Origin of the sequence: Thalassotalea euphylliae, assembly GCF_003390335.1 — a bacterium.
Classification (GTDB): Bacteria; Pseudomonadota; Gammaproteobacteria; order Enterobacterales; family Alteromonadaceae; genus Thalassotalea_F; species Thalassotalea_F euphylliae_B.
In genome coordinates this window covers 858,571-883,781 of the sequence record NZ_QUOU01000001.1, presented here as the reverse complement: position 1 = coordinate 883,781, position 25,211 = coordinate 858,571, and the positions used below count along the sequence as shown (strand labels likewise).

Sequence of the window (25,211 nt, the reverse complement as noted above, 5' to 3'; positions counted from 1 at the left end):
CAATGTTGCGATCAACTATGGCAATAAAATGGCAAACTGGCTCAAGGCAAAAATGGGAAATAGATAAAACCCAAGCTTGCGCTTTCCAAATCAATTACTTAACGTAAATTACAGACAAAACACAAAGGCAAAAAAGAAAAATAAAAGGACAGTAAATGGCAAGTATCAGGACAGTAGTACAAACCGACAGTGCGGCAATTGCCAAAATTTATAATCACTATATTGCAAACTCTACAGCGACATTTGAAGAAACGTCAATTAGTACTGCTCAGCTAGGCCAGCGAATAGCAAAAGTACTACACGTAAAATTGCCTTGGCTAATTATCGAAAATGATCAACAACAGCTAATGGGTTATGCCTACGCAAGTAAATGGCGAGGGCGCAGTGCTTATCGCTTTTCAAGTGAGGTTTCGGTTTATATCTCGCCTCAATATTTGGGTCATGGCTATGGTCAACAGCTCTATGAAGCCTTGTTTGAACAACTGCGGGCGTTAGGCATTCATCAAGCCATTGGTGGAATTACCCTACCAAATCCTGCGAGTATCGGGCTACACGAAAAGTTAGGGATGAAAAAAGTCGCCCATTTTGACAAGGTCGGCCTTAAATTTGGCCAATGGTTAGATGTGGGTTACTGGCAAATCGACTTGCAGCAAGCCGACACTCAATCGGAGTAATACCAATTGAACTGCTGATTAGACACGACGCTATCTACTAGAGACTATTGATTAGAGAGAAAGACACGAATTCGCTATAATCACGCACTTTAGCGATCACCCTCTTAAATCACAATGTCACTAAACACCAAACCAATCCACCAAGAAATCGCCACCATTGCCCTTGTCGTGAATGACTACGACGAGGCCATCGAATTCTATACTCAGAAACTCAATTTTACACTCGTTGAAGACACTCACCTCAGCGACAGTAAACGCTGGGTCGTGGTTAAGCCACAAAACGCGCAAGGCACCAGTTTACTACTCGCCAAAGCCACTGGCGACCAGCAGCTTTCAGCGGTTGGTAACCAAGCTGGTGGCCGCGTAATGTTATTTCTCAATACCAATGATTTTTGGCGAGACTACGACTACATGTGTGCCAATGGTGTGAAATTTCTTGAGCAGCCGCGTGAGGAAAGCTATGGCAATGTCGCCGTATTTGAAGATCTGTACGGCAACAAATGGGATTTACTTGAACGTTTTTAGAGCGAATTTTTTAGTTCTTGCTCATTTTTTGGGGTAATTGTTTTAGGCTTATTAATGTCACTACTTTAATGTGACTACTCTTTTGAGTACTTAGGCCTTGTTAATGGGAGCTGTAACACAAAGCTGGCACCGCCAAGCGGTGCCTCGACGATACTCACGCTGCCTTGATGTAGCTCAATATAGCGTTTGACAATAGCTAAGCCTAAACCAATACCACCTGATTTATGATCCTTGTGCTGATCTAACCTGACAAAAGGTTCAAACAGCGACGCTCTATCAGCTTCGGGAACACCCGGGCCATCATCTTGTACCGCTAATCTCAAGTGTTGCTGATCGCGTGAAACAGCAATATTAATAGTTGATCTCGCGTAGCGCACAGCATTGCGCACCAAATTGTCTATCACCCGAATCATCGCTTCTTTATCAACGAAGCAAACCATCGCCTCGTGTGGCCCCCCAGTTTGGTAAGACTTCCCATTTAATAGAAAGTTGATGTTTGGCTCAGTCAATGCAAAGCGATGACAAATATCATAGGCAAGCGTGTTGAGATCGGTTGAACTCAGCGCGAGTGTTGGCTCTTCGCGATCAAAACGCGCGTAAACCAATAGCTCGTCCACTAGGCCATCTAGTTCTTCAATGCTTTCATCCATGGTATCTATGTATTGATTGACAAGCGCCTTGTCTTCTTCGTCACGGATAATCTCCATGGCAAAACGAATGCGTGCTATCGGCGTACGCAGCTCATGTGACACGGCATGAGAAAGCTCTTGATGTGATTTGATCAAGCGCTGAATTCGCTCGGCCATGGCATTAAACCGCAGTACTAAAAGTTTTAGCGGCTTGGCGACATTAGCGTTTGCCCGCACGCTAAAATCACCACGACCAAAGACAGTCGCTGCTTTCGTTAACGACATCAGGCCGCGTGAAAGTGGCCACACCCAAACAAATACCACGAGTGCTAAGCCAATAAAGAATATTAAGGTATAAGCGGCGTCGCTCTGCGCTGCATTTTCAGTCAAAATAGGGCCTAGGGCGATAATTTGCGCTGCGCTGTTGACAAGGTTATCACGCGTTTCCGATACCGTTATCGGCGCTGGCGTTAACGCTTTAAAAAACCAGCTTTCACCTTCAATGTCGTCATATAAGGTCAGAATGCCACCCGCACTGAGGTAGGCTAATTGCGCTTGGCTCAAATCGGTTTGCGCATCGTTAAAATATTGGCGCAGTTGGTCACTATCAACCAATGAAGCTGGGTAGCCGAACGATGTGGTAATCGCAGTTAAGTGTTGTTGGCGCATTGGCTCAGGTTGGCGTTTAAGCTCGGTATCGAGCAGAAAAAATGTGCCTTTGTGCAGTTCAATATCGGAAGTTAGCTGCCGCTCTGCGACCACAGCTTTATTCAAGGTAGCGTTGTAGAGTATATCAATGCTCCACCCCAGCCCGACAAGCGTGAGTATCAGAAATAGGTATAGCCGAATAAACAGGTTTTTCATTAGTGCCCTAATACTCCACTAGCATTCCACGACCATGACCAGTAGACATGACTACTAAATAACTACTGCCAAGCGTCTGCGACAAACAGATAACCCTTTTTCCAGACCGTTTTAATCTTGGTTGGCTTAGTCGAATTATCACCAAGCTTTTTACGCAAGCGAGAAACCAACATATCGACCGTGCGATCTAACCCATCGTAACCAAAGCCCCGCAGGGTATTGAGTAAGTCATCACGGGAAAGAATTTGATCGGCATGGGCCGCAAATTGATACAACAGTTCGAGCTCATTGGTGGTTAACTCGATGGCTTGATCGGCCAAAAACACTTCTTGCTTGTTTTTGTTAACGGTTAGTGCGCCGCACTTGATAACCCCTGGCGCAGTCACTTGTGATGGCGCGGGCACAGCTTCCTCTGCCGATGTTTGGCTAGCAATTTTGGCTTCGCGGCGCAGCGTTGCATTAACCTTTGCCAACAGTAATCGAGGTTTTACGGGTTTACACAAGTAATCATCTGCACCGACTTCTAGGCCAACGATTTGGTCAATATCATCAGTACGCGCGGTCAGCATTAAGATGGGCGTATCGAGCTGTGGCCTAAGCTCTCGGCAAATGTCTAAACCGTTTTTACCCGGCAGCATAATATCGAGAATGATTAAATCAGGCTTAGCAGCAAGAATTCGCGCTATGGCTTTGTCACCTTGCCCTTCAACTGAGACGGTAAAGCCTTGGCGTTGGAAATAGTCTTTAACTAGCTCAGCCAAGCTGGCATCATCCTCGACTAAAAAAACATGTCCTTGATTTATGTCCATTGGGATTACCTCACTCCTTCTTTTTAGCTAGGGCTAGGTCTACTTCATCGCGCTTTCGGAAAATCCATTGACCAAGCAGCTAATCAATTTAGCTGCTTTTACTTGCTTATCATATAACTAAAAGCGGTAGGTATAATACACACCAGCGGCTTTTTCAAAAACATCCTTTGCTTGATAACCATTTGCTTGAGCATCAAAATCTGAGTATGTCGCAAATACGCCAATGTCCGACTGCTTTGACAGGGTGTAATTTAATCCAAGCGTACCAGCGTGGCTGTTATCTTCAACGAAGTCGTGCAGATCGCTGTAAGTGTATTGTCCAAACATACTCAGCTGCCCGTAAACACGCTGCTCAAAGCCAAGCGATAAAGCGACTTCAGCGCGGTTATCACGTTCGTCTTCTTGCCAGTGAATATACGCGGCGCCAAAGGTTAACGCCGTATCTGTTGATAACACGTATTTACCGCTAAGATCTAAACCGACGCCGTAAGAGTCGTCTGCTTGTGCCACTTCTCTGACATCCGATAAGCCCAAACCTAGGGTCATTTCCAATCCGGTTTTATCTTGCTGGCGCTCCATAAACTGATAACGAACGCCACCAAAGCCAATGGTGACAGTATCAGTCAAGCCGTATCCCAAAACAGGTAACAAACGCCACTTATCATCACCATCGGTTTGTTCGCCGTAAAACGCAGCACCACCGATTGCCACTTCGCCATCTTTTAGCACGAGCGGCCGCTCGACTAAATTACTTGGGCTAAGTGCTTGAGCACTTGCTGCCCCAGTGCAGATTGCCAATAAAAGACTTGGTAATAGTAAATGAGTTGCGGTTAATTTTTTCATCATTAGTTCCCTTAGTTGTGTTGATGACTAACTGCGAGAAATAATAAAAGCGAGGCCTGTATGTTTCTTTAATGGAGATGTCGAGAAGTGTCGCACACTTGTAAAAAGGCGTGCGAATTGTCAAAAACTGTATTACAGCAGATGCTAGAAAATACGTAAAAAGCGGCGACGGCGCTTAGCGCGAATGCGCTGCTCTAACGTACCGATGACATTGATATTAGCTTGTACGATAACATCGCCAAGTAAGTTGGCCGATTGGTAAGCCCTTAATACATAAGTCACGGGCTTGTCCGATTGAAACGTCATTACATGGCTACCGGACCAGTGACTTGGCCAACATTTTAGTGGTTGCAACTCATCTTGCTCGTACAAACAATAATGCCCCGTTTGTGGCATTTCCCAAATAAGCGCGGCTTTCATTTCACAGAGGTAAGTACCTTCTGACAGCTCGCAAATATTTGGGCTAGCGATAAGCATCGGTGATTTCCCCGCGTCAGGCTGGCTTTGCTGCTCCGGTTCAAGCAGTTGACCGACCTGACCAGTGCTGCTCAATTCACTGCTCTCTTGGTGAGCAGCTTGACTCGCAACAGTTTGCGAAAGCGCTGGGCGAGACACCATCACACTAGCCGCCATCAATAGACCGCCACCGGCCAGTGTTAAAAGTCGCTTGCTCGGCATGACGTTTAAAAAGTCCATAATGCGCCAATACTCAAGCTGTAAACGGCATCTCGACCACTGACTAGCGGGCTATTACGAATATTGTCGCTGAATAAGGAAACACTGGCTGCGGCGATAATTGACCAATCATCTGTCATTGGTCTTTCGACATATAAACGCGCTCGACCAACCCAGGATGCACCGGGGCGGTATAATGGCCGAAAATCAGTTACCTCCTCAGCACTGACACCATAGTAATAATCGGTCGCGTTGTCGTCGTATACCGACACGCTAATCCCCGGTAAGAACATTAAATGGCGGGTAAAATACGGACGCGATACATCTAAACTGGCCACTGTGCCGTGATGCCTTGAGAGTGCATCGTGCACTACCGCCAAGCGCACATCAAATTTGCGAAAGATGCCAAAGTATTCGAATCCAATTTCTGTTGATATTTCACGCTTCTCGATGCCATCGAGCAAATTACCTCGTTCTTGATCGTCTTCTGATAATTCAAAAAACAGAGATTCAGCAATGAGGCTCAATTGGCGCGTTTCGCTTTTGTGAAGAATATGACCTAAGGTAAATGGCCGCCCAGACAAAGGCGCGACTTCTGCGAAAAAGTTGTTAACGTAAAAACCGCCAGAAATGACAGCATCAAGCTCTACGGTGCCGTCAAATTCATCAATGCTATCAATTAAGGTATTGCGATAGGTAGCGACCAAACCAAGGTCTAGCTCCCAGTATGCTTTTGACTCCTCAGTGGCAGCACTTAGTTGCTTACTATCTTCCTGCTGGCGATCATTACTTTTCTGCTGGAGCTCAATACTTGTATCAACCGATTGCGCCTCAGCCACTTGGTTTTGTGCAGCGGCATAACGGCAACCAAGCAGTAATAGCCAAACGAAAAGGAGAAGTTGTTTAATCATGATGTTATAAGTATTGAGCCTGTGCTCGGCAAGTCGATGCGAATAGCTAGCCGCCCAAATTAGCAACAGGTAGCAATAGCTAGTTCATGTTCAGAAGTGCCGACAACGCTAATATCTTGTAATTGTTGTTTTATTTCCTGTGGCTCAAGTGTACGATGCAAGCAATAACCATGCTAGTGATTTATTTCCCCACTACTATCTAACCCCGCACAAAACCAATAGCCCACGTAAAACCCCCGCGCTCACATTGCAGTTAACGAGTCAGCTAGCCGTACGCCTCTCAAACCCGGCAACCCTGTTAATATTTTCATTGGCTGGCAGAACAAGCAGAATTGATTACACTTAATTTTAGGGCACACAGTTGAATAACTCACAGGGCAAAAGGCGATGGAGCAAAGCTTTACCTCCAGTTTTTGTATCGCAGCGAAACCTGCAAGCATATACAGCGCATTAACCTTAGATATCTGCAAATGGTGGACGGAAAACGCCACCTGTGCTTGTAAAATAGGCGATCTACTCAGTGTACATTTCGAAAATAATACCCATTGGGTGATGACAGTCGCCGAAGCCACCCCATGCCATTCATTAGTTTGGCATGTTACTGAGGCCTTTCATGACCTTACCAGCCTAGCGCAAAAAGACGAATGGTTAGGCACTAACATTATTTGGCAATTAGAAGAGCAAAAGAACGCCACCAAAGTTACTGTGACTCACAATGGTCTAGTACCATCTTTGTACTGTTACCAAGTCTGCCAGTCTGGTTGGCAGCACTATTTAGCCAGTTTGCAAGCCTACTTGGAGTCTGGGCAAGGTAACCCATACCACTAGCCAATCAACCCAATAATAATCGCCCCACTAGAGAAAAAATTTATTTACAATTGCGCTATGTCAAAGCGCGACGAGAAGTCATACAGTAAGAAAAGACGATGTGACGAATTTAGCTGCGGCAACTCATGCAACTAAATGAACTAAAGCAAATGGGACAACAACAACTGTGAATCTTAATCAAATCACCATACCCGCTTACGACATGCCGGCCTCTACTGAATTTTACCGTGCGATGGGCTTTACCCAAATTGTCGATACTGATCATTATGCTCGATTTGAATGCCCTGAGGGCGATGCCACTTTCTCACTGTCACTGAGTGAAGAAATTGAAGAACGCAAAAAAGGCGAAAAAAGTCCCCGCAACGCAAGTGTTATCTACTTTGAATGCGCGGATCTAGACAGCAAAGTAACTACCTTAGTCGCCCAAGGATTTGAGTTTGAGCAATTACCGACAGATCAACGTTATTTGTGGCGAGAAGCCATACTGCACGACCCGAGTGACAACAAAATTAAACTCTATTGGGCTGGTGATAACCGTAAAAACCCACCGTGGCGAGTAGAGCTAACCAGTGCTGCTAACTCGCAGCGCTAATGTTTTATACACTAGCATTCGTTTAACGCGTGAGCACAGGATAAGGCAAGGCAAGATACTAATTTTGCCAGTGACTCCCACTCACCTTAATCATTCAAGTAACTATGACGACGGATCAAGTACTGGCCAGTTTACAAGAGTTAAGTAATCCAGCAATTGCTGAGCATTCTGCGCGCTTTTTTAAAACGGGCAAAGGCCAATATGGCGAAGGTGATAAGTTCCTCGGCATTCGCGTTCCGCAGGTTAGAGCAGTGGTAAAACAGTACAAGTCACTGCCACTACCTGAGATCAGCACACTTTTGCATAATGAGTATCACGAAGTTCGGCTATGTGCCTTGCTGATGCTGGTCACTCGATTTAAACGCAAACACTCATCTGAGCAGCAAGCAATTTTCGACTGCTACATGGAAAACTTGGACCAAGTAAACAACTGGGATCTGGTGGATAGCTCAGCCCACCCTATCCTTGGTGGTCACTTATTTGATAAGGACCGGCAGCTGCTTTATCACTTAGTGCAATCCCGTAATTTATGGCACCGCCGAATTGCCATCATCACGACTTACTACTTTATCAAATGCGGCGACTTCACTGATACCCTAGCACTCAGTAAAACGCTACTGGCTGATCACCATGATCTGATTCACAAAGCGGTAGGTTGGATGCTAAGAGAAGTCGGCAAAAAAGATCACGATGTTGAATATCAGTTTTTAAAGCAACATTACAAAGCGATGCCTCGCACTATGTTGCGTTATGCCATAGAAAAGTTCCCTGCTGAAACCAGAGCGCAGTTTTTAGCAGGCACATTGTGAGTTGCCAGGCCACTACCTAGGAAGCGATGTGATGAGTTACCTGGGTTGTTATTACCAAATTTGCATTGTTGTGTTATTCACATTAATTTAAATAAAGACGGTAATGGAAAGCTTGAAAGTGAGCAGACTGTAACAAGCACACAGTGTGTGCGTAGCGGTATTATACCAATTGAAATAAATACTTAATCATTCAGCGAGAATTAAAAGGCTTAGAGGCAAAGCATTGATTGCAGAGCATGGTCGTTCCCCTTTTTTGCATGGAAAGCAAAATCAATAACGCCGCATATGAGCCTTTTAAACTCGCCCTTTGGGCTGAGGGATCCCCATTTATCATACAATGATTATCTTGTTGTAGTCGTTAATGAAATTTAACCAACTCCTTTTGATAAACCTCTTTGTTAACTGGTGAGGGCATTGTTTGACAATATTTTTGGCGAGTGACAGAAATGAAAGCACGCGCCGCTTTCTCACGGTATTTGCTTGGAACCTAAAGTGCCATTTTCTTCTTTCTGCTTCAAAGCCAATAAGCCAGAGTACCAAGCTTGCTACACAAGCGATAAGGCACAGTATGCTCATCCGTTTAATGCCCATCGTTCGACTAAACCGCCAAGAAAAACCATACTGCTCACTTTTGTCATCTCTAAAGTTTTGCTCTATTTGCATACGTTTAGCGTACAAATTGATTACTTCGCGACTTGTTAGCTCGGCATCAGATGTCGCGATGAGCCAAGGTTCATGAGCAAGGTTGCGGTACATTTTATCATCCTTAGTAAAGCGGCTTTTCCCGCGTCGGCCTCTGTGCTCACCTTGATAAAGGTGCAGGCTCGCTTGGCACCCCGTTTTGCTGTGTTGCGTTAACCTTGCGCTCCCTAAATTTTTAGGTGTACAACTGGCGTCCTTTCTTAACTGCGCTAAGGTTTGCCATTGCGTTGGCTGCTGTTTCAATTGGCACTTCATTGTACCTCGCAGTCGACCAATAAAATCCCATCCGTGGGCAAGTACTTCGGCATACCAAGGTGTTAAAAAGCCGCCGTCAGATGTGATATACACTTTCGCATGCCCCGCCAATATGTGACTTAATCGTGAGAGAAACAATTGATGAGTGGTACGGGTTTCCTTATCCTTTTCTTCAACAACCATGTTGTAGAGCGTCATTGAGCGACCATCGACCAATAAACTAGCGCGTAACAAATGATAATTTGAGCCACAGCACCCACTCCAGTCGACAGCAATGACTAGGTATGGCAATTGGCTTATAACGGGCTTGGCAAGCGCACGGTAAATGTCAATAAGCTCTCGTTGTAAGTGGTCATTGTTTAAAAATCTGTCGATTCGTTTAATTTTGTTTTTACTGAACGCTTTTCCTTCGAGGTGTCGACCTATATCAGTGAGAGTTAACCGATTCGAGTCAATTAACGCATCGGCACTGAGCATTAAGGTTTTCATGCGTGCGCGATTGAAGGAAGATAGCGTATTTTTAAAGTAGTTGTGGCATAGTGATTTTACAGGCATAACAGTTGTCCTTATTGTGTTTGGCGATTCAATAAGATCACAAATTGTTATGCCTGTCACTTTTTGGGGATTCCTCAGCCCTTTGGGAGCGTGTCAGCGTCGCGATAACTTCGCCAAATTGATGGGATGTAGAACGACTATATCAACAAAAATTTGGCTTGTTCTCCCACCGCTGACAGCGCTCTGAATTGATCAATTAATTAATTCAATTGGTATTAACTATCAACAGTTAAGGACGTCACACTTGCCACATTTTATCCGCAAACTGATCATTAGCTGCCTGCTACTGCTTGGCTCAGCTGTGTCTCACGCCAAAACGCTAAACTACTGCGTTGACCCCAATTGGGCGCCTTACGAGTACCTAGAGGAAGGTCAACACGCGGGGATATCGGCATTTTATTTTGAAAAGATTGCAAAACTAGCAGGGCTGCAAATAGCGCTAAAACCCACAGTGAATTGGCAAGAGACCATGGATGCCTTAGCCGCTGGCGAGTGTGATATTACCCCGCTGCTTAATTTTTCAGATAGTCGCGCTGAGTACTTAACCTTCTCCGTGCCCTACTTTCAAGGACCCAATGTGATCTTTGCTCATTACCAGCAAAAGCTTATTGGCGGCTTGGCACAAGTGACCAATGAGCGAATTGGCGTGGTCAAAAGCTATCGATTGGAAAGCTACCTTAACAAATTTTATCCAAACGTGGCGCAAGTTTCGGTAAACAGCGAACTCGAAGGTCTAAAAAAGGTAAACAACAAAGAGATAGATTTATTTGTCAGCTCCTATTACGGCGCGAACTTTCTGATTCACCAGCACAACTTAGCCAATATTCGTATCATTGGTTTAGCTGACCTCAAAGATCAACTGCGCATCGGCGTCAGGCACGAACACCGCGACATTATGCCGCGTATCAATCAAGCCATATTAAAACTCAGTGAAGAAGATCACCGCCACGCGTTTAGCCTGCTAGAGCCAGTAAAAGTGATTTCGCAAATTAACTACACCTTAGCCTGGCAAATTGGTGCCATTGGCGCCCTACTCTCGATGATGATGGGGCTTAGGTACTATTATTCGCTGCAACAAAAACAGGCGTTGGCGAATAAGAACGCCGCGCTTGAGTGTTTACATGCGGTCTTAGAAAATAAAAATAAACAGTTAGAACAGCTCGCGGTAACTGATCACTTGACCCAACTACACAATCGCGGTTATCTGACGGAAAAAGTGGTCGAATGTATTAATCGCAAAAAACGCTACCAGTCTGAATGTTGCTTGATATTATGTAATGTCGACAACTTTAAGGTGTTTAACGATACCTATGGCCACCAAGTAGGTGACGAAGTACTGGTCACGCTAGCCAATACCATTCGCAGCTGCGCCCGAGAAACCGACTATACCGCTCGCTGGGGTGGGGAAGAGTTTGTGATTATTTGCCCTGAAACTAATTTGAACGAAGGTCTAAGTTTAGCGAATCGGATTCGCCAGCAGTTAGCGAAAGAGAGCCGCTCAATGCCCAGCCCCATCACATGCAGTATCGGCATTGCGCAACTTGGCAGTAAAGACACCCAAGAAACTTGGTTTGGCAGTGCCGATAGAGCACTGTATTTCGCCAAGGAAGCGGGTAAAGACAAAATCGAAGTCGCGATAAATTAAACCTTTAGATAAAAGCGTTTAAGTAAATTCAGTTAAATTTACCTGTACACTTCACCATAAAAAAAACGCTACTTCAAAGCAGCGTTTTTCGACTCAGTAACCACTTATGATTCAGCGGTTATCGGGGCGTTATCCAACGATGAGCTGATTATTGCCCTTTCACTTCAGATAAACCGTTAAATACTGCTTTTTCACCTAAGAATTCTTCAATGCGAAGTAACTGGTTGTACTTAGCAACACGGTCTGAGCGACACAGTGAACCTGTTTTAATTTGACCTGCGGCAGTACCAACTGCAAGGTCTGCAATAGTCGCATCTTCCGTTTCACCAGAGCGATGTGAAATCACGGCTGTAAAGCCTGCGTCTTTCGCCATTTTGATCGCCGCTAAAGTTTCCGTTAACGAGCCGATTTGGTTAAATTTGATCAAGATAGAGTTACCAATACCTTGCTCAATACCACGCGCTAAAATCTTAGTGTTGGTCACGAATAAATCATCACCAACGATTTGCACTTTATCACCGAGTAAATCTGTTTGGTATTTAAAGCCATCCCAATCAGACTCATCTAAGCCATCTTCAATCGAAACAATTGGGTACTCAGCACACAAGGCAGCTAAGAAGTCAGAAAATTCGTTGGCTGTGTATTGCTTACCTTCGCCCGTTAAGTCGTAAATGCCTTCGTCTTTGTTGTAGAACTCAGAAGCCGCACAATCTAGCGCTAAGGTGATGTCTTTACCTAATTCGTAACCCGCCGCCGCTGTCGCTTCTTTAATTACCGCTAAAGCATCAGCGTTAGACTCTAGGTTAGGGGCAAACCCACCTTCATCACCAACGGCGGTATTCATGCCTTTGGCAGCTAATACTTTTTTCAACGCGTGGAATATTTCAGCGCCCATACGCAACGCTTCTTTGAAGTTAGCTGCACCGACAGGCTGGATCATGAACTCTTGAATATCCACGTTATTATCAGCGTGCTCACCACCGTTAAGGATGTTCATCATCGGTAGTGGTAACGAGTATTGACCCGGTGTGCCGTTTAAGTCCGCAATGTGTTCAAACAATTGCATACCTTTTGCCATTGCGGCTGCTTTTGCCGTCGCCAACGACACCGCTAAAATAGCGTTTGCGCCGAAGTTTTCTTTGTTTTCGGTACCGTCCAAATCAATCATAATCTGGTCCACTTTCGCTTGTTCTAGCGCCGACTGACCCACCAATGCTGGGGCGATCTTGTCATTCACTGCTGCTACAGCGTTAAGTACACCTTTACCTAAGTAACGTGACTTATCACCATCTCGTAATTCAAGTGCTTCACGAGAGCCTGTTGATGCGCCAGATGGTGCACAAGCGCGTCCCCAAACGCCAGACTCTAGATAAACGTCGGCCTCAACAGTTGGGTTACCGCGAGAGTCCATTACCTCGCGTGCGATGATTTTAGCAATGTTTGACATTTTTATTCCTCTACAGCTCTATCCGAGCTTGTTTTAGCTAATAATTGTTTGTTGAAATAATATTTTGGCAAAAGTTTTAAACAAAAAACCGTAGCTAGGCTACGGTTTTTTTAGACATTAAGCTTCTTGCTTATGAAAGTTAAATGCGGCCGCAATAAAACCTTCAAACAGTGGGTGTCCATCGCGCGGTGTTGAATTAAACTCCGGATGGAACTGACCCGCAATAAACCATGGGTGATCTTTGTTTTCGATCACCTCAACCAACTTCTTGTCCGCCGATAGCCCCGAAAACACTAAGCCAGCTTCGCTTAATTGCTCGCGGTAGTTATTGTTTACCTCATAACGGTGGCGGTGTCTCTCATAAATGGTTTCACTACCGTATACGTCGCAGGTCTTGGTGCCTTTCACTAAGTGACACAGTTGTGAACCCAAGCGCATGGTACCGCCTAAGTCTGACGCTTCGCTGCGCGTTTCCACTTGGCCGTCTTCATCTAACCATTCACTGATCAAACCAACCACAGGATGAGGCGTTTCAGCATTGAATTCGGTTGAATGGGCGCCTTCTAAACCGGCAACATTACGGGCAAACTCAATAAGGGCAACTTGCATACCTAAACAAATACCCAAGTAAGGTACTTTGTGTTCACGTGCATATTGTGCTGCAAGAATTTTACCTTCAACGCCGCGCTCACCAAAGCCGCCCGGTACCAAAATCGCATCTAAGTGCTCGAGTAACTCAGTACCCTTAACTTCCAAGTCTTGCGAGTCAATGTATTCGATTTTCACTTTCACTTGGTTTTTCAAACCCGCGTGTTTAAGCGCTTCGTTTACCGACTTGTAGGCATCAGCTAATTCAATGTACTTACCCACCATCCCAATCGTCAGTTCAGCAACAGGGTTTGCTTCTTGATAAAGCACTTGTTCCCACTCAGACAAATCCGCTTCCGGCACATCTAAGCCAAAGCGCTGACAAACCAACTCATCAGCACCTTGCGATTTAAGTAATGCAGGGATTTTGTAGATGCTATCGACATCACGCATTGAGATAACAGCACGCTCTTCGACATTACAGAATAACGCGATCTTGGCACGCTCATTGGCAGGAATAACGTCTTCACTACGACAAACCAATAAATCAGGGAAAATACCAATTGAACGTAGCTCTTTTACCGAGTGCTGCGTTGGCTTAGTTTTGATCTCACCAGAAGCCGCTAAGTACGGCACTAAAGTTAAGTGCATAAACATCGCGCGTTCACGGCCAAGCTCAGTGCCAAGCTGGCGAATCGCTTCAAGGAAAGGTTGCGACTCAATGTCACCCACCGTACCGCCAATTTCAACCATAGCGACGTCGTAGCCTTCCGCCCCTTCAATCACTCGGCGTTTAATGTCGTTAGTGATATGAGGAATAACCTGAATGGTGGCACCAAGGAATTCACCTTTGCGCTCGCGCGCTAAAATATCTTGGTAAATTCGACCCGTCGTAAAGTTGTTGCGCTTGGTCATTTTGGTGCGAATAAAACGCTCGTAGTGACCTAAATCTAAATCTGTTTCGGCGCCATCTTCAGTCACGAATACTTCACCGTGCTGAATTGGGCTCATCGTTCCCGGGTCAACATTAATATAAGGGTCAAGCTTCAACATGGTTACCTTCAAACCACGCGCTTCCAGAATCGCAGCCAAAGACGCTGCAGCAATTCCTTTACCTAACGACGACACAACACCGCCCGTTACAAAAATATATCTTGTAGTCATGTTTAACCCAGAAAATAAGGAAGTTTGGAAATTGGCCAAACTCGGATCTTTGATGCAAGATTCAAGTATAGCAAGACGGGGCGGCATTATACCCAAAGCCCCTAGCAACGACAAGCGAGCAGGCAATAAAATTACTCATTTCCAAGCGGGTGTTGGCAATGCCTAAAAACTCAGTATGATGGTGCCTAATGAGAAGGAAATATCACCATGAGTTCAACACTTGAGCAAGTTATCGACGCTATTGACGCGATCAATCAACAAGATCCTAACGTTGAAAATGTCGACGGCAAAGAGCAACCCAAAGAGCTTGTTTATGGTCAGCGCATGTCACAGTGCCTTCACGCTTTTTGGCCTAACAGCAGCGAGCATTTGCAAATTGCCGTGCGAGCACAGCACGTTAAACGTTGGGCGATTGCCCGCAGTGAATACCCTGAGGGTAAAGCTGGCTATTTAACATGGCGTAAGTCACTTGGTCAACTGCACGCCGAAACAGCGAGTGAGTTAATGCGCCTCAATGGTTATAACCAAGCAGATGCCGAGCGCACAGCTAGCATTATTCGCAAAGAAAAACTCAAATCGAACCCAGAAAGCCAAATTTTAGAAGATGTCGCATGTCTCGTCTTTTTGAGCTATTATTTCGCGCCTTTTGCAGCAAAACACAGTGACGAAAAAATCATTAGTATTTTGCAAAAAACATGGCGAAAAATGTCAGAAACAGCGCAGCAGATCGCGTTAAAAGCCGAGCTACCAGAGCACTTAGCGGTACTGGTAAAACACGCCTTGGCTGAACTTTAGCCGCAATTCGGTGATTTTTTACTGAGTTCATTCGCGCCATTTGATATCATTTTGTTATTCATACTGTTTTGAACGATTGTTGGAACGACTAGCATGTTTTTCAATCGCTACGCCAATAACCCCAAGTTCTCAACAAGAAGTCATTGTTTTAGGATTAAATAACCGTTTAAGCCATGAGTAGTCCAGATTTACAATCGCTCAAGCGCACCAACACGGAACTCAAGCGAGCGATTAAATACTTTATCGAAATAGCTCCTAGTTCCGGTCCGTTAGCCGTGCAAGTAAACAATATCAAAGAAGCACTGAAATCAAACGAAGCAACCTTTACCTTTGCCGCGTTGGTTGAACAGTTCGCTAAGATGAAAAAGAACTTTGATAACGTTGATTATCAAAACCAAAAAAGAGACGTCGCTAAGTTTAAATCTACCATTAGAAAATCTGGCACGCGTAACTTGTCTTCTAATCAGCTGGAAAAAGTAGAAGATATTCTTAGCGAACTCAATGCCAGCCAACCGCCACATGCGTTGCTGGTTAGCGCGGGTCATGCATTAGATTATTTCGCTGCTGATTTAAGTAATCTGCGCGAATCGTCAAATGTTGTCGTGAAGGCAGAAGATGTCGTGACTCAAGAAACCGGCGTTGTGGCGGCTGACGTACACCTCGCCAGCAAGCGATTGCTCAAAGACGTGGTGGTAGTGACGAAACAACTCAGTAAAACCTACCCTAACGACGACTTTATTCGCGGTATTTTAAACGAAGCGTTAAACGTGAAAGAAGGTAAAGGCACTTTCTTTACGGCAATTAACTTGCTCGAGCGCACAACCACATACCTCACCTTACTGATTCAACAAGAACGCTGTGCAACAGAAGAAATGCTCAACGACATTCACGCGAATCTTGTCACTGCCATCAGCCAAACGAGTGTGATTAAAAAGTTAGTTGAATCCACGCAAGGCAACTGTGACGAAGTCAGTAAGTCGATGGTCTTGGAATTGCAAAACATGGAAGCAAAAGCCCAAAAAATTGACTCCCTTGAGGGCATGCAACAACACATTAAACACAGTGTCAGTTTAATTGCCAAGCTAATGAATAGTTATGCCGATGAACAAAAAGAAATTCATCGCACCAACGAAGCCACTATTCTAGATTTGACCAACAAAATTGAAAGCACCTCAAATTTTGTCGATAAGTTAGAGAAGCAACTCAACGTCGCCGAAGAAACCAGCTTAATTGATGAGCTAACCACCATAGGAAACCGCAAAGGCTACGTATTGCGCATTAATGACGAGCGCAGGCACTGGCAAAAAACCAAGCAACCGCTGTCGCTAATGGTGATCGACGTCGATAACTTTAAGCGCATCAACGACACTTATGGCCATAGCATTGGCGATCAAGTATTGAAATGCTTAGGCCAAACGTTGAAAAAGCACATTCGTAATTCTGACTACGTTGCCCGCTTCGGTGGTGAAGAGTTTGTGATTATATTGCCTGCGACTGATGCTGATCGCGCGGTGCAAATTGCGCAAAAAATTCAAGGTGTGGTCAACAGCTTGAAATTTGAGTTGCGCAAAAAGAGTACGACATTAAAAATGACGTGTTCGTTCGGCATTGCAAACTTTAGCTCAGCGCTCAGCAATAGTACGGATGTCTTCAATTTAGCCGATAGCGCACTATACCAAGCCAAAGAAAATGGCCGTGACTGTATTGTGGTTGCCAAAGGCGACAAGCTTGTGAAAGTTGAACCCGCGCAGGCTACCGCCTAAAAAGCGACAAGTCTGCCGTGCTTTCGATACCGTCGTCAGTACTTTAAGTGCAGTCGCCACTACTTAGCGTTAGCGCATAAACTACACCCAATAAAAAACGAGCGCTAGGCTCGTTTTTTTATATCTTGTAACAATGTCTTGTAACAGCTCGCTTGAGATAAATTCAACGGCTAATCGTGAATATCGAGGTTTTCGGTAATTGGCAAACGCCAAATAAAAATAAATGGTCCAGCAATTAAGCCGATCACTAATGCCCCCCAAAAGTAACTTTGCAGCACGTGGCAAGACCAAGCACAGGCAAGTACCATTGACACTAAAGCAATACGCTTACCCCGTTTGGGAATACTGCGATGAGTTTGCCAGTCGCGAATCAGCGGCCCGAAAACTCGGTTAGCCAGTAACATTTGGTGCAAGCGCGGCGAAGACTTGGCAAAACAGCCAGCCGCGACGATTAAAAAGGGGGTTGTCGGTAAGACAGGTAACGCCGCACCTAGCACGCCAAGGCCAACAAACAGCAAGCCTATCGCAGTATAGGCAATCCGGCTTATGTGCATCTACTCAACCTTTCCAATAGCGGTATTTGACGAAAAAGTACTTTTGGCCGTGTTACTTTTCAAGCGCCTTCGCCTGTTGCCAAAACTGCTCGAGCGCATCAAGACTATGCTCTGTCATCGCCTTGCCGGATTCACTCGCTTGCTGTTCAACATGCTTGAAACGCTTGGTAAACTTTTCATTGGCTGCTCTAAGCAAAGCTTCAGGGTCTTGCTTAGCGTGTCGGCATACATTGACGACGGCAAATAACAGATCACCTAATTCTTCGCCAAGGCGTGCTTGTTGCTCATGATTATCTAAATTAGATGATAATTCTGCCTTTACTTCAGCCACTTCTTCTTCGACCTTGTCAAAACACTGGTGAATATTGTCCCAGTCAAAACCAACGTGTGCGCAGCGTTTTTGTATCTTATTGGCACGAGATAAAGCAGGCAGCGCTTGTGGGATATCGGCAAGTATACTCAACTGGCTAGTCGATGACTTTGCTTGACGCTCTTTCGCTTTTTCGTTCTCCCAATTCGCTTTAATCTCAGCCTCACTGTGCAACGCCTTATCGCCAAAGACATGAGGGTGGCGACGCATCAGTTTCTCGCAAATCGCGGCGACAACCGAGTCAAAATCAAAGCGCTGTTGCTCTTGCCCAAGCTGGCTGTAGAACACCACTTGGAACAGTAAATCACCAAGCTCTTTCTCTAGTTCACTAAAGTCTTGCTGGTTGATTGCTTCCGCCACTTCATAGGCTTCTTCAATGGTGTGTGGCACGATAGAGGCAAAGTCTTGCTTGATATCCCACGGACAGCCCGTTTCTGGGTCACGAAGCTGCGCCATGATCCAGCGCAGTTTCTCCATTGATGCTGGCGCATCTTTCATCATTAATCTCTTTCCTACTTGGTTCACTGTCTAATGCGAAAGGCGTTTCACATCAATAATATCATCAAGCTGACGAAGCTTAGTGACGATGCGGTTAAGCATGCTGCTGTTAGCAATTTCTACCGTAAAGCTCATCCGCGTGCTTTGTTTAAACTTGTCTGAATGGCTTGCCATGCCAGTAATAAGTACACGCTCATTAGCAATAATGGTCGAAATATCGCGCAATAAGCCGTGGCGATCACTGGCGGTGACTTGTAAGGTTGCCTGATAACTCTTTTGCTGCTCTTGCCCCCACTGCACTTCAATTTCGCGTTCAGGATGTTGCGCTAAAGCATTCGCTAATTGCTCACAATCACTGCGGTGCACTGAAATACCGCGACCTTGCGTAATAAAGCCCAAAATCTCATCCCCTGGAACAGGTAAACAGCACTTGGCCATATGCGTCATCAAATTGCCTACACCGGAGACGATCACCCCATCGTTTTTGGCGGGCTTTTTATTGGCTGCCTGTTGATTGACGATCGATTGTGGGTCAAGCTCGGGTTCGGGCAAGTCTTTCGTTGCTTGCTGCACTAAGTAGTTCACAACCTGCTGCAAACGGGCATTACCCGAGCCAATTGCCGCATAAAGATCTTCCACAGTGCCGACATTAAAGCGCTTGGCAGCCCCCATTAAATCAGCATCACTCAATTGCGATTTAGCCAACTCTGTTTCCAGCGTTTGCTTACCCAACTCAATATACTTGTCGCGGTCGAGCAGCTTAAAGAAATGTTGCACTTTCGCGCGTGCACGCGTCGAATGAATGTAACCTAAACTGGGATTTAACCAATCACGGCTAGGGTTTGGCTGCTTGCTGGTCAGTATTTCTACCTGCTCACCGGTTTGCAGTTGGTACGTAAATGGTACGATGCGGCCAAATACTTTCGCGCCAATACAACAGTGGCCAACATTCGAGTGAATGTAATAGGCGAAATCAAGTGGCGTTGAACCAACGGGCAAGTCAATGACATCGCCATTTGGCGTAAACGCGTAGATGCGATCTTCAAACACTTGGCTGCGTAGCTCATCAAGCATTTCACCGCTTTCGGAAACGTCTTCTTGCCATTGAAGGATTTTGCGCAGCCATTCAATTTTTTCATCAAAACCTGACGTTTTGCCGCTGGCACTGCCTTCTTTGTAGCGCCAGTGGGCAGCGACACCTAGTTCTGCGTCTTGGTGCATTTGCTCGGTGCGTATTTGAATTTCCACCGATTTGCCCTCCGGCCCTAAAACCACCGTATGGATTGACTGATAGCCATTGGGTTTTGGGGTCGCGACATAATCGTCAAACTCGCTGGGTAAGTGCTTCCAGTTGGTATGTACTACCCCCAAGGCCGCGTAACAGTCTTGCAGTTGTTCGGCAATAATGCGCACCGCCCGCACATCGAATAACTGTTCAAAATCCAGTGATTTATTCTGCATTTTCTTCCAGATACTAAAGATGTGTTTAGGTCGGCCGTACACTTGTCCTTTGACTTGCATCGCCTCCAACTGCTGCTGCAATGTATCAACAAAGTCGACCATGTACTGCTCACGGGCAAGGCGCTTTTCATCGAGCCATTTGGCAATTTTTTTATACGTTTCCGGGTGCAAGTAGCGAAACGCAATATCTTCCAGCTCCCATTTTAGCTGACCTATACCCAAGCGATTCGCCAATGGCGCATAAATATTGGAGGTTTCTTTGGCCGCCAGCACGCGAATATCTTCATCGCTGTTTTTCACTAAACGCAAATAGCACAGTCGCTCGGCAAGCTTGATCACCACAGCGCGAACGTCTTCCACCATCGCGAGCAGCATTTTGCGAATATTATCCACTTGATTCGCCGCCACCTTGTTGGTTTGTGTTGGCTGTAACGTCTTGATCGCCTCCATCTGCTGCACACCTTTACACAATAGATAAACTTGGCGACCAAAAAGCTCTTTGACATCCTCTAGCGTGTAAACGTGCTCATCAATTAACGGCGTCAGAATTGCGGCAATAAGCGAGTCTTTATCAAGATTTAACTCAGCTAAAATTTCAACCATTTCCTTGGCTTTGGTCAAGGCAATATCGTGATCGGCAAACTTGCTTTGTACTTGTAACCACAAAGCCTGTATGGCTTGTGATTTACTTGCTGTGAGGGCTAGCTCAGCTAGCCAGTGTTCAAAACTTAGCGCTGAAATTTGATGAGACTTGCGTACCGATACCATAAATACTCCCTTGGCGAACAATTAGAAAAGAATAGCTGTACAGAAAACGAATGCCGCGCCAGTTGCGTTTAGATGAATATTTCATCAAGCCGATAAAGCGCGTTCTAATTTGTTGCAATACGCTCAAACAATACCATAGTTTCTACGTGCTTTGTGTGATTGAACATGTCGATTAAACCAATTTTTTTGAGTTGATAACCGTGCTCAACAATCACTTTTGCATCACGCGCCAAGGTTTGTGGATCGCAACTCACGTACAACAGCAGTTCGGCATGCATCGCCGCCAATTGCTGGCAGGCTTCTAATGCCCCCGCCCTTGCCGGATCAAGTAGTACTTTATTAAAGCCTGTGCTTTGCCATGTTTGATTGTGCCAATCGCTATTCAGATCTAACTGATGAAACGCAGCATTATTGATTTGGTTGCGAGCAGCGTTAGCACTGGCGCTGTCGACCATCGCCTGCACACCTTCGACACCAACCACCTGTTTAACGTGTTTTGCAATCGGCAAGGAAAAGTTACCGAGTCCGCAGAATAAGTCCAGCACGACATCATCAGGGGTTAGTGCCAGCCATGTCATTGCCTGTTGCACCATACGCTGATTAACCGCCTCGTTAACTTGAATAAAATCATCGGCAGAAAACGCAATTTCCAGCGTGTCTTGTTGGTGGTTAAGGTTTGTGGTCAGAAAATAGCTGAGCGGGTTATGCGCCACAGCCATTTGGGGCTGTTCAGCTAAGGTCGCCAATTCATCGCCACTATCGAAAATCACCTGCCAACCATGCAGTTCAGCAGCCTTACGCCAAATTTGTTGGCCGCGCTCGGTTTGTTTACGCAGCTGCCTCACCACTAAGGTGATGCGCTCGGTTTGAATCACTTCGATATGGCCGATACTTTTTGGCTCTGCCAGCTCATTCAACAAATCGCTGAGTGTTATGACAATATTGGCAAGCGGTGCGGCCAGTACATGACAATGCTTGATGGCGACTAAGGTATTACTTTCTTTTTGTCGAAAGCCAAGTATCGCTTCGCCCAATTTATTGTATTGCACACCAATACGCGCCTTTCGCCGATAATGCCAATTTTGCCCAGTGATTGCGCTTTGCCACGCTAACTCAGTCAGCCCTTGGCGCGCAAAAAGTTCAGTGACTTTCTGCTGCTTGAACGCAACCTGACCTTGGTGAGAAAGGTGTTGTAAATCACAACCGCCACACACGTAATAATGCTCACAAACCGGCTGTTCACGTTGCTCGTTTAACTTAGCGATTTTAGTCGCTTTCGCCTTGATAAACTTGCTACTGCTTTCAACCACCTTTGCTTGCACGTGCTCACCGACTAGGGTATTGGCGATAAACACTGGCTTTTTTTGGTAGCGGCCAACGCCAACGCCGTTTACGTCTAACCGATCAATCACTAGATTAATCGTTTGCCCTGCTAACTTTTGATTGCGTGCTGAAGATTTGGGTGCTTGAAAGATCTTTGCCATGGAGAATAACTTTGCCGAATATTAAATGCTAAGTGTCAAAATAGTTTGTGTAAAATCAGTCTTCTGTATACCTAAGGTACAAATTTACCTATTGATATGACATGATACTGATATCAGATAGCTAATTTTACCTTAACTTCCACCGCAAGATGCACAAAATAAGTCTAAAAGACTGGGTAGTTTTACTCACCATAGTGCCAACCACACTGATTGGCCTTGGTATTGCTGGCTATTTCTCTTATAACCGCTACGTTGAATTGGACGAATACCTGAGCCTGCGGGCAAAAAGTATCGCCGAGCCTATCGCCATTGTCGGCGTTGAACCCATTATCGAAAAAAACCGTGATATCTTGCGCCGCCTGATTGGCATCGCTCATCGAAACCATTCCGATATTGTTAAAAACATCACTATTTTCACCGCTGATAACCAAATTTTTGTCACGAGTGCCTATCACGGCGATACTGGCTTACTGCGCTTAAAGCCAGATCAGTTGATCCCCCAGCAAACCATGGTGGAAGTGGTGCCTAACTACTTAATTTTTCGCACCCCTATTTACGACGATATTCGCCAGCAATCGCCGAATTTGGTGTATGAGAATGCGCTCGGCTACATTGCCATTCAAATCGACCGCAACAAGGTACAGTTTCGTCAGCAAAGCCAAATCGTTATCGCCTTGGGCATTGTCGTATTTGGCTCACTGATCAGTGCTATTTTTGCATTTCGCTTGATCAAAAACGTAACCCGACCGGTCACCTCAATGGTGCAAGCGGTGGATCGCATCCGTGAAGGTAAGTTAGAAAGCCGCGTCAGCGGCCAACTCGTCGGTGAACTTAACTTTCTCAAAAACGGCATTAATGCCATGGCGCAGAGCCTTGGTGATTATCATGACGAGATGCAACGCAGTATCGACCAAGCAACGGTCGATCTTAGGGAAAGCTTAGAGCAGTTTGAAATACAAAACGTAGAGCTAGATATCGCCAAGCGTAAGGCGCAAGACGCCAACAAGGTGAAGTCTGAATTCCTTGCTAATATGAGTCACGAACTTAGAACCCCGCTTAACGGTGTTATTGGCTTTACCCGACAAGTATTAAAAACGCCATTGGGTGAGACGCAGCGAGATTACCTACAAACGATTGAGCGCTCAGCGAATAATTTATTGGCGATTATCAACGATATTTTGGATTTCTCTAAACTTGACGCCGGTAAAATGGTGATTGAAAGCATTCCCTTTGCCCTGCGTGAATCGCTCGAAGAATCGCTAACCTTGCTTGCGCCAAGCGCTCATAAAAAGAATATTGAGCTATCGCTTCGCATTGCCCCACAAGTACCGGACTCACTAATTGGCGATGCGATGCGGATCAAACAAATTCTGATCAACCTTGCCAACAACGCCATCAAATTCACCGACAAAGGTGCTGTCTGTATCGATGTTGATATCGAACACCAGCAAGAGAATAAAGCTAAGTTCAAAGTGACAGTGACCGATACCGGTATCGGGATGAACAGTGAGCAGCAGAAAACAATTTTCGAAGCCTTTGGGCAAGCAGATAAAAGTGTTACCCGCTTGTACGGTGGCACAGGGCTCGGCTTAGTCATATCACAACGCCTTGCGCAAGAAATGCAGGGTGATATTGGCTTTATTAGTGAAGAGCGACGAGGTTCAACCTTCTGGTTTACGTTTAGCTGTGAAATTAACCCTGTCATTCTCGATCATGCGTTGCCTGTTGAGGCCTTGGCCAACAAAAGCATTTTGTACTTTGAGCCGCATACGCATGGCAGAATTGCCACCTGTGACATTTTAAGCAGCTGGCACATGCAAGTGATGCCAGTTGGCAGCTTAGATGAATTTACGACGGAATTAGCACAAGGCCAGCATTATGATTTCGCGTTGATCAGCCATGATGTGACTCCGGCAGCATTGCCAGAATTGAAAGCGCTCATTACCTTATTGCAAAAGAATACCCATGCTATTCACTTGGCTGTAAATAGCAACTCACCGAGCTTACACGAAGTACTTATTGGCAATGGCGTAACAAGCTGTTTAAGCAAGCCAATTACGCCATCAAGGCTGGCTAAATCCCTGTTACCACAGCACCACGCTAGCACGACGCAACTGCCAGTGGCAGGCGAGCAAAAGCTGCCAATTAAAGTGCTTGCGGTTGATGACAACGACGCGAACCTCAAACTCATTCACGCGCTATTAAAAGAGCAAGTACAAGAAGTTCATACTGCCTGTAACGGCCAAGAAGCTGTCGCGTTTTGCCAAACAGAAAAGTTCGCGTTGATCTTTATGGACATTCAGATGCCAGTGATGGATGGCATTACCGCGTTAAAGGCAATTCAATCACAAACCTTTAACGATCAAACGCCAATCGTTGCCGTAACAGCTCATGCCCTCAGTGGCGAGAAAGAAAAACTCATGGTTGAGGGCTTCAGTTCCTATATGACCAAGCCAATTGATGAGTCCATGCTCAAGCACACCATTTACGAGTATTGCGATTTGACCTTGTTAAGCCCACAAAAACCGCCAGCGCCAACTTTTGATGCCAATCATTTGGCCTTGTCCATTCAAACGCAGGCCATTGATTGGCAGCTTGCACTCAGCCGTACAGGCAATAAAGTTGAGTTGGCTAAAGATATGTTAGCGGGTTTAGTGAGCAGCTTGCCAGAGACTAAGTCGCTAATTCATGAGGCCATTGTTTGCCAAGATATCGAGCAGGTTAGCACTTTAATCCACAAGCTCAATGGCGCCTGTTGCTACACAGGTGTCCCCGCTCTGGGTAAAATTACACATGAAATTGAAACCCTATTAAAACAAGGGCAACTGCTAGAGCAGCTAGAGCCTGAGTTCTTTGAGTTCTTTGAGCACATCGACAATGTGCTTGACGAAGCCCCGAGCGTGCTAGAGGAAGTGGCAGAGTTAAGCACTAGAGTTTAATTGTCTGGCGCGTTTATCCATTAACACTTACGTGGTTCTTTTTCAGGGAGTTATAGGTTTGGCT

General features: G+C 45.5%; 21 protein-coding genes. 9 read left to right on the top strand and 12 right to left on the bottom strand.

Annotated elements, in window-relative coordinates:
* Nucleotides 1-155 precede the first annotated feature (155 nt).
* Together DXX93_RS03905 and DXX93_RS03900 are read left to right on the top strand one after the other, a co-directional pair.
* Nucleotides 156-674 carry a GNAT family N-acetyltransferase gene (locus tag DXX93_RS03905; RefSeq protein ID WP_116006911.1) on the top strand — a complete coding sequence of 173 codons (519 nt, stop codon included), beginning with the start codon at nucleotides 156-158 and terminating at the stop codon, nucleotides 672-674.
* A gap of 114 nt (nucleotides 675-788) precedes the next feature.
* Complete coding sequence (locus tag DXX93_RS03900) at nucleotides 789-1,199, top strand: VOC family protein (RefSeq protein ID WP_116006910.1); 411 nt, start codon at nucleotides 789-791, stop codon at nucleotides 1,197-1,199.
* Between the two features lie 74 nt (nucleotides 1,200-1,273).
* Here DXX93_RS03900 and DXX93_RS03895 read toward each other — a convergent pair whose 3' ends face one another.
* The 5 genes from DXX93_RS03895 to DXX93_RS03875 all read right to left on the bottom strand — a co-directional run bounded on the left by DXX93_RS03895 (nucleotide 1,274) and on the right by DXX93_RS03875 (nucleotide 5,930).
* Entirely contained in the window at nucleotides 1,274-2,692 is a 1,419-nt protein-coding gene (locus tag DXX93_RS03895) for an ATP-binding protein (RefSeq protein ID WP_116006909.1), read from the bottom strand.
* A 62-nt stretch (nucleotides 2,693-2,754) separates the two neighbouring features.
* Nucleotides 2,755-3,501 (bottom strand): response regulator, encoded by a 747-nt coding sequence (locus DXX93_RS03890; RefSeq protein WP_116006908.1) that lies wholly within the window; start codon nucleotides 3,499-3,501, stop codon nucleotides 2,755-2,757.
* A 117-nt stretch (nucleotides 3,502-3,618) separates the two neighbouring features.
* Nucleotides 3,619-4,347: an outer membrane beta-barrel protein gene (locus tag DXX93_RS03885; RefSeq protein WP_116006907.1), complete on the bottom strand. Its 729-nt coding sequence runs from the start codon at nucleotides 4,345-4,347 to the stop codon at nucleotides 3,619-3,621.
* A 141-nt stretch (nucleotides 4,348-4,488) separates the two neighbouring features.
* On the bottom strand, nucleotides 4,489-5,040 hold the full coding sequence (locus DXX93_RS03880) for a DUF3019 domain-containing protein (protein ID WP_116006906.1): 552 nt from the start codon (nucleotides 5,038-5,040) through the stop codon (nucleotides 4,489-4,491).
* Nucleotides 5,028-5,930 (bottom strand): MipA/OmpV family protein, encoded by a 903-nt coding sequence (locus tag DXX93_RS03875; RefSeq protein WP_116006905.1) that lies wholly within the window; start codon nucleotides 5,928-5,930, stop codon nucleotides 5,028-5,030. The genes DXX93_RS03880 and DXX93_RS03875 overlap by 13 nt, the downstream gene beginning before the upstream one ends.
* 387 nt (nucleotides 5,931-6,317) lie before the next feature.
* On the opposite strand from DXX93_RS03875, the gene DXX93_RS03870 reads away from it, so the two are divergent.
* The 3 genes from DXX93_RS03870 (at nucleotide 6,318) to DXX93_RS03860 (ending at nucleotide 8,159) form a co-directional block, all read left to right on the top strand.
* Entirely contained in the window at nucleotides 6,318-6,758 is a 441-nt protein-coding gene (locus DXX93_RS03870; protein ID WP_116006904.1) for an SRPBCC family protein, read from the top strand.
* Nucleotides 6,759-6,924: 166 nt separating this feature from the next.
* Nucleotides 6,925-7,350: a VOC family protein gene (locus DXX93_RS03865; RefSeq protein WP_116006903.1), complete on the top strand. Its 426-nt coding sequence runs from the start codon at nucleotides 6,925-6,927 to the stop codon at nucleotides 7,348-7,350.
* Between the two features lie 104 nt (nucleotides 7,351-7,454).
* The gene (locus tag DXX93_RS03860; RefSeq protein WP_116006902.1) at nucleotides 7,455-8,159 is read left to right on the top strand and encodes a DNA alkylation repair protein; all 705 of its coding nucleotides are present in this window, start codon (nucleotides 7,455-7,457) and stop codon (nucleotides 8,157-8,159) included.
* A 330-nt stretch (nucleotides 8,160-8,489) separates the two neighbouring features.
* On the opposite strand, the gene DXX93_RS03855 is transcribed toward DXX93_RS03860, so the two are convergent.
* The gene (locus DXX93_RS03855; RefSeq protein ID WP_116006901.1) at nucleotides 8,490-9,671 is read right to left on the bottom strand and encodes an IS4 family transposase; all 1,182 of its coding nucleotides are present in this window, start codon (nucleotides 9,669-9,671) and stop codon (nucleotides 8,490-8,492) included.
* Between the two features lie 244 nt (nucleotides 9,672-9,915).
* Between DXX93_RS03855 and DXX93_RS03850 the strand changes: the two genes are divergently transcribed.
* Nucleotides 9,916-11,316 (top strand): transporter substrate-binding domain-containing diguanylate cyclase, encoded by a 1,401-nt coding sequence (locus tag DXX93_RS03850; RefSeq protein ID WP_116006900.1) that lies wholly within the window; start codon nucleotides 9,916-9,918, stop codon nucleotides 11,314-11,316.
* Nucleotides 11,317-11,464: 148 nt separating this feature from the next.
* Here the strand turns inward: DXX93_RS03850 and eno are convergent, their stop codons facing one another.
* Both eno and DXX93_RS03840 read right to left on the bottom strand, forming a co-directional pair.
* Entirely contained in the window at nucleotides 11,465-12,763 is a 1,299-nt protein-coding gene (eno, locus tag DXX93_RS03845; RefSeq protein ID WP_116006899.1) for a phosphopyruvate hydratase, read from the bottom strand.
* Nucleotides 12,764-12,880: 117 nt separating this feature from the next.
* A complete protein-coding gene (locus DXX93_RS03840; RefSeq protein ID WP_116006898.1) occupies nucleotides 12,881-14,515 on the bottom strand; it encodes a CTP synthase in 1,635 nt (544 codons plus the stop codon).
* 207 nt (nucleotides 14,516-14,722) lie between these two features.
* On the opposite strand from DXX93_RS03840, the gene DXX93_RS03835 reads away from it, so the two are divergent.
* Nucleotides 14,723-15,310 (top strand): DUF4202 domain-containing protein, encoded by a 588-nt coding sequence (locus DXX93_RS03835; protein ID WP_116006897.1) that lies wholly within the window; start codon nucleotides 14,723-14,725, stop codon nucleotides 15,308-15,310.
* 173 nt (nucleotides 15,311-15,483) lie between these two features.
* Nucleotides 15,484-17,073: a GGDEF domain-containing protein gene (locus DXX93_RS03830; protein WP_116006896.1), complete on the top strand. Its 1,590-nt coding sequence runs from the start codon at nucleotides 15,484-15,486 to the stop codon at nucleotides 17,071-17,073.
* 170 nt (nucleotides 17,074-17,243) lie between these two features.
* On the opposite strand, the gene DXX93_RS03825 is transcribed toward DXX93_RS03830, so the two are convergent.
* From DXX93_RS03825 to rlmD, 4 genes are all read right to left on the bottom strand, one after another.
* A complete protein-coding gene (locus DXX93_RS03825) occupies nucleotides 17,244-17,627 on the bottom strand; it encodes a YbaN family protein (RefSeq protein WP_116006895.1) in 384 nt (127 codons plus the stop codon).
* 52 nt (nucleotides 17,628-17,679) lie between these two features.
* Complete coding sequence (gene mazG / locus DXX93_RS03820; RefSeq protein ID WP_309545393.1) at nucleotides 17,680-18,498, bottom strand: nucleoside triphosphate pyrophosphohydrolase; 819 nt, start codon at nucleotides 18,496-18,498, stop codon at nucleotides 17,680-17,682.
* Nucleotides 18,499-18,525: 27 nt separating this feature from the next.
* Nucleotides 18,526-20,724, bottom strand: a complete 2,199-nt coding sequence (gene relA, locus DXX93_RS03815; protein WP_116006894.1) for a GTP diphosphokinase — start codon at nucleotides 20,722-20,724, stop codon at nucleotides 18,526-18,528.
* 104 nt (nucleotides 20,725-20,828) lie between these two features.
* Nucleotides 20,829-22,208, bottom strand: a complete 1,380-nt coding sequence (gene rlmD / locus DXX93_RS03810) for a 23S rRNA (uracil(1939)-C(5))-methyltransferase RlmD (protein ID WP_116006893.1) — start codon at nucleotides 22,206-22,208, stop codon at nucleotides 20,829-20,831.
* A gap of 149 nt (nucleotides 22,209-22,357) precedes the next feature.
* Here rlmD and barA point away from each other — a divergent pair, with 149 nt between their 5' ends.
* On the top strand, nucleotides 22,358-25,147 hold the full coding sequence (barA, locus tag DXX93_RS03805; protein WP_116006892.1) for a two-component sensor histidine kinase BarA: 2,790 nt from the start codon (nucleotides 22,358-22,360) through the stop codon (nucleotides 25,145-25,147).
* The last annotated feature ends 64 nt before the right edge of the window (nucleotides 25,148-25,211 follow it).